A 10,855-nucleotide genomic window follows, 5' to 3' on the forward strand; every position below is an offset into this window, starting at 1 on the left:
ACCTCAACTTTTCAGGAGTATCCATCATGAACTGCACTCTTCGCAGGGGGCTGCTGAGCACCCTCTTTGCCGGCGGCCTTCTGGCTTTCGGTTGCGCTGCTGCGAACGCAGCGGACACCACCAGCGGGACGGACCTTTCCGCCTCCGCCCTCATCTCGGCGGCGGCACCCGCTGAGTCGACGTCGTTGGGCCTGCTGGGTGACCCAACGCCGGCCGGTTCAACGGGTGTCGCCGCCGCAGTGGACGTCAACCTCGGCCTGGGAAGCACCGGCACGGGGGCAACGGACGCCACCACGGCAGACCTCGCCGTTGACGCAGCCGTAGACCTCGGCCTCGGCGGCATCACCACCGACCCCGCCACCACCGAAACCACCGACCTGGCAGCCGCAGCCGACATCAACCTCGGACTCGGCGGCATCACCACCGATCCCGCCACCACCGAAACCACCGACCTGGCAGCCGCAGTGGACGTCAACCTCGGCCTGGGAGGCACCGGCACGGGGACCACGGACGCCGCCACGGCAGACCTCACCGCCGACGCGGCCGTAAACCTGGGCCTCGGCAACGTCACTACCGACCCCGCCACCACCGGCACCACCGACCTGGCAGCCGCAGTGGACGTCAACCTCGGCCTCGGCAGCACCGGCACGGGAGCAACCGGTGCCACCACGGCAGACCTCGCCGTTGACGCAGCCGTAGACCTCGGCCTCGGCAGCCTCACCACCGACCCCGCCACCACCGGCAACACCGACGTGGCAGCCGCAGTGGACGTCAACCTCGGCCTTGGAGGCACGAGTACGGGCACGGGGACCACGGACGGCACCACGGCAGATCTCGCCGTTGACGCAGCCGTGGACCTCGGCCTCGGCGACACCTCGACCGGTGATACCACTGGGCTTGGCACCACGGTTGATGCAGCCCTCGACCTCGCCATTGGCGGTGTCACCAACGGTGATACGGCAAGTGGAGTCGACGCAGTGGTTGACCTTGGAGCTGGTCTGGGTACCGGAACTGCAGGCACCGGCGGATTGGATGCTGTTGTGGACCTGGGTATCGGACTCGGTAGTGACAGCAGCACCGGCACCCCGGGCACGAACGCACCCGGCACCACTGACCCGGGAACCGCCAATCCGGGAGACGGCACCAGCGGGGACACCGGCACGCTTGATCCGGGAACGAGTGCCCCAGGTACCGGTACCCCGGGTTCAGGTGACCCTGCCGGCAACGGCGGCGCCACTACCGGCGATGATTTCGCAAACGGCAACGACGGCACCGCAGGCAGCGGCAACTTCACGGCGGCCCCGGCAGGTTCCACCGCGGTAAGCGGAGCCATCGCCACGGTTACGGCGCCCCGCAGCACTCCGGCCAGCGGAAGCAACGCCCTTGCCAACACCAGTTCTGCCCACACCGGACTGGCCAAAACCGGCTGGGACGGATCGCTGGTTCCCCTGGCCCTGCTGCTCCTGGCAGGCGGACTCCTGATGCTCCGCAAGCGCAAGGTCTCCTAGAACATCAAGGCAATAGCGGAAACCGCCCGTATACGCGCCTGAAGCGGCAGCATTCAGCGGGCTGACGAAAGGAGGACCCGACACAAGAAACCAAGCAAACAGTACAAACATGTCTTCAGCACACATGTCCTTGTAGCCGATGGTCCGGCGGCGAAGGTGGTTGAAATCGCCGCCGGGCCGTCGGCGTGCGCCAGGCGAAAGGCTAGTTCAATCGTTGGTTTAACCGGTCCCCCCGTATAATTTGAGGTACGACAGTGCCGCAGAGCACCGGGAGGAACGGTCATGGTGGCGGAATCGCCTAGCTCCATCAAGAATGAAGTTGTCGGCGGTCGCTACCGTTTGGGCGAAGTTGTAGGCCGCGGTGGAATGTCATCGGTGTACTGCGCCCGCGATGAAAAACTGGGCCGTGACGTGGCGTTGAAACTCTTCGCCCCGCAGGCACCGGATGCGGAAGAGCTCAAGCGGCAGGAAGCCGAAATCCAGCTCCTTGCCACCCTGAACCATCCGGGCCTCGTGACGCTCTTCGATGCCGGAATCGATGACCGTATTCCGGACGAGCCCCGCCCCTTCCTGACCATGGAACTCGTCGAGGGCCAGGACCTGCGCAGCCGCATCCGGCACAGCAGGGTGCCGCTGGAGGAGCTGTCCGTCATCGGCGCCGGCGTCGCCGACGCACTGGCATATGTGCACGGCCTGGGCATCATCCACCGCGACATCAAACCGGGGAACATCCTCCTGGTCCAGATCCGCCCGGGCGAGCCGCTGCGGCCCAAGCTCACGGACTTCGGCATCGCCAGGATCGTGGATTCCACCCGCCTCACGGCCACCGGCACCATGGTGGGCACTGCTGCCTATCTCAGTCCCGAGCAGGCCCTCGGCAAACCCCTGTCTTCAGCCACGGACATCTACTCCCTGGGTCTGGTGCTGCTGGAGTGCATCAAGGGCACCGTGGAGTATCCCGGCAGTGCGGTGGAATCCGCCGTTGCCCGGCTGCACCGCGCCCCGGAGATCCCCGACGACGTTCCCGCGGAATGGGCCGACCTCATCCGTTCCATGACTGCCATCGAGCCACTGGAACGGCCGGCGGCCGCTGACATCGAGACGGCGCTGCGCCAGGCCCTGGTGTCGCCGGCCTCAACGCCCGGAGAGCTGGCACCGGAAACCACACGTGTGCTGCCGGCCATGCCCTTTCACCCGCCCTCCATCACTGCTGAAGAATCGGTGGAAGAGGTACGCGAGGCCGCAGCAGCCGCGGAGGCTGAAGAGCCTGCACCCGGCGGCCAGCCAGCCGCCCCGCCATCTGGTTCCGGAGCGGCAACTTCCGGAGCCGTCCCGTCCGCCGGCAAGGCTCCCCGCAAATCCCGCCTGTCCCGGTCCCAACGGATCTGGCTGGCCGTCGTGCTCGGTCTCCTGGTGGTTGCTGCCGCCGCCGCTGCGGTGATGATGAGCCTCTCCGCCCCGCCAGCCGACGTCGTCCCCTACCCCACGGTGTCCGGCGTGCTGGGCGACCATCTGCAGGAACTCCAGAAGAGTGTTGAGCCGTGACCTTGCGGTATGCCATGCGCGGCCGGATGTTCCTGGCCTGCTCGGCGGCCCTCCTGGCGGCGGGTTTGCTCAGCGCGTGCGCCGGACCAGGGAGCGGGCTTAAGCGCGAGGCCGCTGCACAACTCCAGGCGCGGGTGCTGGAAGTGACCCAGGCGTCGTCCCAAAATGATCCGACGTCGGCGCTGACGGCGCTGGAGGGTCTTGAAGCGGACCTCTCGGCGCTTCAGGCAAAGGGCCAGGTGTCCGAGGAGCGGCGCCGGAGCATCACCACCGTGGCCACTGCTGTCCGTGCAGACCTCAAGGAAGCCATCGACGCGCAGCAGGCGGCAGCCAAGGCCGCCGAAGATGCCCGGACCGCCGCCGGCCAGGCAGCTCAAAGTCCCTCCCCCAGCGCCGAGGTGCCCGCACCCCAGCCAGCCCCCGCGCCGGCGCCCGCGCCGGCCCAAGGCAATGCGGGTGGAAACGGTGCCGACGCCGGCAAGAACAACAACGGCGACAAGGGCAAGGGCAAGGACTAGCCCCAGCACAGAGCGCATAAAAAAGAGGCGGTGCTCCGGAGTAATCCGGAGCACCGCCTCTTTTTCGCAGCTGCCGCAGCAGCGGCCGGCCTTACGCCAGGCTGGCGATGACCTCGTTAAGGGTTGCGGAAGGACGCATCACGGCCGAAGCCTTGGCGTCCTCCGGGCGGTAGTAGCCGCCGATGTCCACGGGTGAGCCCTGGACCTTGGCCAGCTCGCCCACGATCGTTTCCTCCTTGGCGGAAAGCTCATTGGCGACGGAACTGAATGCGGCGGCCAGGTCGGCGTCGTCCGTCTGCTTGGCCAGCTCCTCCGCCCAGTAGCGGGCCAGGAAGTAGTGGCTGCCACGGTTGTCCAGCTCGCCCACGCGGCGGCTCGGGGACTTGTTGTCCAGCAGGAACGTGCCGGTGGCGCGGTCCAGGGTGTCGGCCAGGACCTGTGCGCGGGCGTTGCCCGTGGTGGTGGCCAGGTGTTCGAAGCTGACGGCCAGCGCCAGGAACTCACCCAGGCTGTCCCAGCGGAGGTGGTTTTCCTTGAGCAGCTGCTGGACGTGCTTCGGGGCGGAACCGCCGGCACCGGTCTCGAAGAGTCCACCGCCGTTCATCAGCGGAACAACCGAGAGCATCTTGGCGCTGGTGCCCAGTTCCAGGATGGGGAACAGGTCCGTGAGGTAGTCGCGGAGCACGTTGCCGGTGACGGAGATGGTGTCCTCGCCCTTGCGGATGCGCTCGAGAGTGAAGGCGATGGCCTTGACCGGGGACATGATCTGGATGTCCAGGCCCTCGGTGTCGTGGTCCTTCAGGTACTCGTTGACCTTGGCGATGAGGTTGGCGTCGTGGGCGCGTTCCTCGTCCAGCCAGAACACGGCCGGGGTCTGGGAGGCGCGGGCGCGGGTGACGGCCAGCTTGACCCAGTCGCGGATGGGGGCGTCCTTGGTCTGGCAGGCGCGCCAGATGTCGCCTTCGGCCACCTCGTGCTCGATCAGGACGTTGCCTGCGCCGTCCACGATCTGGACCTTGCCGGCTTCCTGGATCTCGAAGGTCTTGTCGTGGCTGCCGTACTCCTCGGCTGCCTGCGCCATGAGGCCAACGTTCGGCACGGTGCCCATGGTGGTGGGGTCGTAGGCACCGTTGGCGCGGCAGTCATCGATAACCACCTGGTAGATGCCGGCGTAGGAGCTGTCCGGCAGGACCGCCAGGGTGTCCGCTTCCTTGCCGTCCGGGCCCCACATGTGGCCGGAGCTGCGGATCATGGCAGGCATGGAGGCGTCCACGATGACGTCGCTGGGGACGTTCAGGGTGGTGATGCCCTTGTCCGAGTCCACCATGGCCAGGGCGGGACCGTCGTCCAGGCCCTTCTTGATGAGGTTCTGGACGCCGTCGCGGACGTCCTCGGGCAGGTCCTCGAGGCTGCTGAGGATGGCGGCAAGGCCGTTGTTAGGGCTGATGCCCGCGGCCGAGAGCTGCTTGCCGTAGGTGTCGAAGAGTTCGGCGAAGTAGGCCTTGACCACGTGGCCGAAGATGATGGGGTCCGACACCTTCATCATGGTGGCCTTCAGGTGCGCGGAGAACAGCACGCCTTCTTCCTTGGCGCGGGCAACCTGGGCCTTCAGGAATTCGTCCAGGGCGGCGGCGCGCATCACGGTGCCGTCGATGACCTCGCCGGCCAGGACGCGGAAGGCCTTCTTCAGGACCTTCACGGAGCCGTCTTCGCGGACCAGCTGGATGGCGATGGTGCCCTCGGACTCGATGATGACGGACTTCTCGTTGGAGCGGAAGTCGTCCTGGCCCATGGTGGCCACGTTGGTCTTGGAGTCAGCGGTCCAGGCACCCATGGAGTGCGGGTTCTGGCGCGCGTAGTTCTTGACGGACAGCGGCGCACGCCGGTCCGAGTTGCCTTCGCGCAGGACCGGGTTCACGGCCGAGCCCTTGATCTTGTCATAGCGCGAGCGGACGGCGGTTTCCTCATCAGAGGAAGGGTTGTCCGGGTAATCCGGCAGCGCGTAGCCCTGGCCCTGGAGTTCGGCGATGGCCGCCTTCAGCTGCGGGATGGAAGCACTGATGTTGGGCAGCTTGATGATGTTGGCTTCAGGCGTCTTCGCCAGCTCACCGAGTTCAGCAAGGGCGTCGCCGATCTGCTGCTCGGGGGTCAGGTAATCACCGAACTGGGCAATGATGCGGCCGGCGAGCGAAATGTCGCGGGTCTCCACCTCCACACCTGCTGTCGAAGCGAACGCCTCGATGATTGGCAGGAACGAATAGGTAGCCAGCATCGGCGCTTCGTCGGTGTGGGTGTAGATAATCTTGGACATGCGCGGGCGTCTCCCTGTGGGTCGGCTTGGTTGTGAAAAATTCGGTCTATTTCACCATGTACAACTTACCCGAGGAGGCCGGTTTGAACCGTACCGGAGTCCCAGCGTTACCCCTGCGATGGGCAGGATTACAGCGATGGAGAACGTACGACGGCGGCAGGAACCTGCGTGCACTGCTCACCAGGGCGTCCGTCCGGGTTGGCCGCTTCCAGCAGCGGGGCGGCCATACATGATACGTCACTACTATTTACAAAACTGTCATGAAGGGGATAAATTCGCAGGGTCACACTCGGCTTTTCCAGGCCTTTTCCCCGTTCAGACAGGACAACAATGACAAGCACCAGGTCTCTGGCTACCGCCCTCCTGAGCCTCTCCGCCGCCACCGTTCTGGCTCTCACCGGCGCAGGTGCTGCCACGGCTGCACCTGGAGCGTCGGACGACACCAAGAACCCGTCCGTCACCAGTGCTGTCCTCAACGCCGCCGGCGCCGCTGACTACTGGACGCCGGAGCGGATGCAGAGCGCCCTCCCCGGCGACACCCTGGCCGGCAAGGCACTGGAACGCGGCAACCGCTCCAGCGCCGCCATCGTGGAGAAAGGCAAGCCGTCCTCCACCAAGGGCACCAAGGGCACGACCACAACCGCCACGGCCCAGAGCGAGCAGCCGGTCAGCCACATCGGCAAAGTCTTCTTCACCCTGGGCGGGGCAAACTACGTGTGCTCCGGCAACGCCGTCTCCTCCACCAACGGCAGCACAGTGGCCACCGCAGGACACTGCGTGAATGAAGGCCCCGGCGCGTACGCCACCAACTTCATCTTTGCGCCCGCCTATGAGAACGGCGCAACACCCTACGGCAAGTGGTCCGCGCGGGCCCTATACGCGCCGAGCCAGTGGGTCTCGGCCGGTGACATGACCTACGACACCGGCTTTGCCGTGGTCAACCGGAACGCACAAAACCAAACCCTGACGTCGGTCGTGGGTGGGTCCGGCGTGGCCTTCAACCAGGCCCGCGGCTTGACCTACAAGTCCTACGGCTACCCGGCGGCTGCACCTTTCAACGGCGAGACCCTGAAGAGCTGCACCGGCAAGGCAAGCAACGATCCCAACAACCCGCAGTTCAACACCCAGGGCATCCCCTGCGACATGACGGGCGGCTCCTCAGGCGGCCCGTGGTTCATCCAGACGAGCTCCTCCACCGGGGCTGCCGGCATCCAGAACTCCATCAACAGCTACGGCTACAACCGTTCCGCCGTGATGTACGGCCCGTACTGGGGCTCCGTCATCCAGTCCACCTACGCCAGTGCAGCAAAATCCTAAGGAACCTCACCGCGACGAGGACCCTGTCAGCCACGTGGACCTGAGCCAGACCCACGAGGAAGTCCTCGAGTACTGGACCAAGCAGCGGATGGCAGAGGCAAAGCCCCGGGAGATTCAACTTCCGGAGCCCGGCCCGCCTCCAGGTGACCAGGACTAACGGCACAACGACGACGGCGCCCGCTCCCTTTCGAAGGGGGCGGGCGCCGTCGTCGGTTCTACTTCATCGATTGCTCCGCAACTGTCGATATCCGGCGTGAAAACGACAGCTACGTGGGCCCACACCGGCAGGGTTCCCTGGCCGAGCTTGCGAGGCTAGGGAGCTGGTGGGGAGCAATTGATGGGTGGGTGGGGCTTAGTGGAAGAAGTGCCGCGCTCCGGTGAAGTACATGGTGATGCCGGCCGCGTTGGCTGCCGCGATCACTTCTTCGTCGCGGACGGATCCGCCGGGCTGGACCACGGCGCGCACGCCGGCGTCGATCAGGATCTGCAGGCCGTCGGCAAACGGGAAGAACGCGTCAGAGGCGGCCACGGCGCCGCGGGCCCGCTGCGGTGCGCCGGCACCGCTGGCGTTGGAGGCACCGCCGGCACCTTCGACGTCGGACTCCACCGTGACGCCCAGCGTGTTGGCCCGCTCCACGGCCAGCCGGCACGAATCCAGGCGGTTGACCTGGCCCATGCCGATACCCACCGCCGCGCCGTTCTCCGCGAGGAGGATGGCGTTGGACTTGGCGGCCCGGCAGGCGGTCCAGGCGAAGGCGAGGTCCGCGAGGGTCTTCTCGTCAGCGGCTTCGCCGGCGGCGAGGGTCCAGTTGGCGGGGTTGTCGCCGTCGGCGTCCACCTTGTCAGCAACCTGGACCAGCATGCCGCCGGAAACCTGGCGGAACTCCGTGGGGTAGCGGCCGTAGCCCTCGGGCAGGGCGAGCAGACGGATGTTCTTCTTCTTGGACAGGATCTCCACGGCTTCCGGTTCAAAGCCGGGAGCGATGACAACCTCGGTGAAGATGTCCTTGACGGTGTTGGCCATGCCGGCAGTGACGGTGCGGTTCGCGGCGATGACGCCACCGAACGCGGAGACCGGATCGCAGGCGTGCGCCTTGGCGTGGGCATCGGCGATGGGGTCCGCGGCATCCTTGGAGCCCACCGCCACACCGCAGGGGTTGGCGTGCTTGATGATGGCGACGGCGGGTTCGTTGAAGTCGTAGGCGGCGCGCAGGGCGGCGTCCGCGTCCACGAAGTTGTTGTAGCTCATGGCCTTGCCGTGCAACTGGTCCGCCTGCGCGATGCCCACCGGGGCGGCCTTGTCCACATACAGCGCAGCCTGCTGGTGCGGGTTCTCGCCGTAGCGCAGCACCTCGGAGCGTTCCAGGGACAGGCCGGCGTACGCAGGCCAGTCGATGACGCCGTCGCCGTCCTCATCCAGGAACTGGCTGGCAGTCCAGGTGGCCACGGCATTGTCGTAGGCAGCGGTGTGCGCGAAGGCCCTGGCGGCAAGGCGCCGGCGGGTCTTCAGGTCGAAGCCGCCGGCGGCGGCAGCTTCCACTACCTGGCCGTAGAAGGACGGGTCCACCACGATAGCGACGGCGGCGTGGTTCTTGGCGGCCGACCGCACCATAGCGGGGCCTCCGATGTCGATCTGCTCCACGACGTCGTCCTGCGCGGCACCGGACTTGACGGTCTCCACGAACGGGTAGAGGTTCACCACCACCAGGTCGAAGGCCTCGATGTCCATACTGGCGAGGGTTTCCATATGGGCCGGGACGCGCCGGTCCGCCAGGATGCCGCCGTGCACGCGCGGGTGCAGTGTCTTGACGCGGCCGTCCAGCATCTCGGGTGAACCGGTGACCTCTTCCACCTCCTGCACGGGGATGCCCGCGGCGGCGATCTTCTTGGCCGTGGACCCGGTGGAGACGAGCTTCACGCCCGCTGCGTGCAGGCCCTGGGCGAGCTCCTCCAGACCGGTTTTGTCGTAAACCGAGATCAGGGCCCGGCGGATGGGTACACGGTCTATGGATACGCGCTCATGCTGCGTGAAGCTCACAAATGTCTCCGTCTTATCTCGCGGTACAGGGCCGCGGTTGGTGGGGATAGGGCCAGTTTATCGCGAAGGGCGCGGTTGCCCGGCGCGGCCGCCGGAGTGTGAACGGGGTGGGGCCGGGCTAGAGTTTTGGACAGGAGGCGGCGATGAATACTTACACCACTGTGCCCAGCGGCGAACAGGTGGTCCAGGAACTGCCCTGGCGATGGAAAGTCCAGGGCAGGATCTTCCTGATCGGGGGCCTCGGCTTCATGTTCGATGCCTGGGATGTGACCCTGAACGGCATCCTGATTCCACTGCTGTCCAAGCACTGGTCGCTCTCCGCAGGGGACGCCGCCTGGGTGGGCACTGCCAACCTGATCGGCATGGCGCTGGGCGCCTTCATCTGGGGAACCATCGCGGACACCGTGGGACGCAAGAAGGCCTTCACGGCCACCCTCCTGCTGTTCTCCGTGTTCACCGTGTTCGGAGCGTTCGCCCCCGACTTCGCCTGGTTCTGCATTTTCCGGTTCATGGCAGGGTTCGGCCTGGGCGGCTGCATTCCTGTGGACTACGCCCTGGTGGGTGAGTTCACGCCCCGGAAACAGCGCGGCAAAGTGCTGACGGCCATGGATGGCTGGTGGCCCATCGGCGCTGCCCTGGCAGGGTTTGTCTCCGCCGGGCTGGTGGCCCTTTACGGTGACTGGCGCCTAACCATGCTGGTGATGGTTCTGCCCGCCCTGCTGGTCTTCTGGGTCCGGCGCAGCGTGCCCGAGTCCCCGCTGTTCCTCATCCGTAAGGGCCGGCGCGAAGAAGCGGCGCGAATTATTGACGGCCTGGTGGAGGCCACCGGGGCAGAACCCCGTGCCTACAGCCTGCCCGATGCCAGGGACGTCCCGCGGCTCTCCGCCGGCAGCGCGTGGACGCAGCTGCGGTCGGTCTGGCAGTTCAACTGGAAAATCACCGCTGCCGCCTGGTCCCTGTTCTTCAGCATCCTGCTGGTGTACTACCTGTCCCTGACGTGGATGCCCCGCATCCTCATCGGCGCAGGGTTCGCAGAGTACAAGGCGTTCGTCACCACAGCCTCCATGGCCGCCGTCGGATTCCTCGGCGTGATGGTGGCGGCACTCCTGGTGGAGCGCGTTGGGCGGAAGTGGATCCTGGCCGTCACCGGTCCGCTGTCCGCGCTGACCCTGGTGATCGTGGCGTTCGTGGTGGACATCCCCACGGCCGCGGTGTTCTGGCTGCTGGTGTTCGGGTTCGTGGTGCAGGTGGCCATCCCCGTGCTCTACGCCTATGTCTCCGAGCTGTATCCCACCGAGCTGCGCGGCACCGGGTTTGGCTGGGCGTCCACGTTCTCCCGCCTCGGCGCCGGCTTTGGCCCGCTGATCTTCGCGAACTACTTCTGGCCCGAGCTCGGGCTGGCCACGTCGTTTGCGCTGGCGGGAGCCCTGGTGCTGGCGTCTGTCCTGTGGATGGCGTTCTTCTCCCCCGAAACCCGCCAGCGCCGCCTCGACTGACCCTCCCCTCCCAACTAGGTAGCGCTAAGTGTCGTTTTGAAGGGTCAAAACGACTGTGAGGATTGGAGTGGCTGGTCTGGGACTGGCTGGCAGAGTTGGTACTGGCCGTTCCGCGCTGTGGT

General features: G+C 66.3%; 8 protein-coding genes. 6 read left to right on the forward strand and 2 right to left on the reverse strand.

All coding sequences use genetic code 11. The features are described 5' to 3' along the window. Positions 1 to 26: 26 nt before the first annotated feature. From ACR65K_RS08720 to ACR65K_RS08730, 3 genes are all read left to right on the forward strand, one after another. Positions 27 to 1,508: a hypothetical protein gene (locus ACR65K_RS08720; RefSeq protein WP_440152293.1), complete on the forward strand. Its 1,482-nt coding sequence runs from the start codon at positions 27 to 29 to the stop codon at positions 1,506 to 1,508. Between the two features lie 282 nt (positions 1,509 to 1,790). After that, complete coding sequence (locus tag ACR65K_RS08725; protein WP_440152295.1) at positions 1,791 to 3,053, forward strand: serine/threonine-protein kinase; 1,263 nt, start codon at positions 1,791 to 1,793, stop codon at positions 3,051 to 3,053. Then, positions 3,050 to 3,571: a hypothetical protein gene (locus ACR65K_RS08730; RefSeq protein WP_440152296.1), complete on the forward strand. Its 522-nt coding sequence runs from the start codon at positions 3,050 to 3,052 to the stop codon at positions 3,569 to 3,571. The genes ACR65K_RS08725 and ACR65K_RS08730 overlap by 4 nt, the downstream gene beginning before the upstream one ends. Before the next feature lie 91 nt (positions 3,572 to 3,662). Here ACR65K_RS08730 and ACR65K_RS08735 read toward each other — a convergent pair whose 3' ends face one another. Next, complete coding sequence (locus tag ACR65K_RS08735) at positions 3,663 to 5,882, reverse strand: NADP-dependent isocitrate dehydrogenase (RefSeq protein WP_440152298.1); 2,220 nt, start codon at positions 5,880 to 5,882, stop codon at positions 3,663 to 3,665. Between the two features lie 330 nt (positions 5,883 to 6,212). On the opposite strand from ACR65K_RS08735, the gene ACR65K_RS08740 reads away from it, so the two are divergent. Then, complete coding sequence (locus tag ACR65K_RS08740; RefSeq protein ID WP_440152299.1) at positions 6,213 to 7,199, forward strand: trypsin-like serine peptidase; 987 nt, start codon at positions 6,213 to 6,215, stop codon at positions 7,197 to 7,199. After that, complete coding sequence (locus tag ACR65K_RS08745; RefSeq protein WP_440152301.1) at positions 7,183 to 7,356, forward strand: hypothetical protein; 174 nt, start codon at positions 7,183 to 7,185, stop codon at positions 7,354 to 7,356. Before ACR65K_RS08740 ends, ACR65K_RS08745 begins: the two co-directional genes overlap by 17 nt. Before the next feature lie 195 nt (positions 7,357 to 7,551). Here the strand turns inward: ACR65K_RS08745 and purH are convergent, their stop codons facing one another. After that, positions 7,552 to 9,237, reverse strand: coding sequence for a bifunctional phosphoribosylaminoimidazolecarboxamide formyltransferase/IMP cyclohydrolase (gene purH, locus ACR65K_RS08750; protein ID WP_440152303.1), 1,686 nt, complete (start codon positions 9,235 to 9,237; stop codon positions 7,552 to 7,554). A 143-nt stretch (positions 9,238 to 9,380) separates the two neighbouring features. Here purH and ACR65K_RS08755 point away from each other — a divergent pair, with 143 nt between their 5' ends. Then, positions 9,381 to 10,733 (forward strand): MFS transporter, encoded by a 1,353-nt coding sequence (locus ACR65K_RS08755; RefSeq protein ID WP_440152304.1) that lies wholly within the window; start codon positions 9,381 to 9,383, stop codon positions 10,731 to 10,733. The last annotated feature ends 122 nt before the right edge of the window (positions 10,734 to 10,855 follow it).

The organism is Arthrobacter sp. SAFR-179, assembly GCF_059414945.1.

What these genes read in the sequence shown, in the direction of transcription:
- ACR65K_RS08720 (WP_440152293.1), top strand. Translation starts at nt 27, where the DNA reads ATGAACTGCACTCTTCGCAGGGGGCTGCTGAGCACCCTCTTTGCCGGC.
- ACR65K_RS08725 (WP_440152295.1), top strand. Translation starts at nt 1,791, where the DNA reads ATGGTGGCGGAATCGCCTAGCTCCATCAAGAATGAAGTTGTCGGCGGT.
- ACR65K_RS08735 (WP_440152298.1), bottom strand. Translation starts at nt 5,882, where the DNA reads ATGTCCAAGATTATCTACACCCACACCGACGAAGCGCCGATGCTGGCT.
- ACR65K_RS08740 (WP_440152299.1), top strand. Translation starts at nt 6,213, where the DNA reads ATGACAAGCACCAGGTCTCTGGCTACCGCCCTCCTGAGCCTCTCCGCC.
- ACR65K_RS08755 (WP_440152304.1), top strand. Translation starts at nt 9,381, where the DNA reads ATGAATACTTACACCACTGTGCCCAGCGGCGAACAGGTGGTCCAGGAA.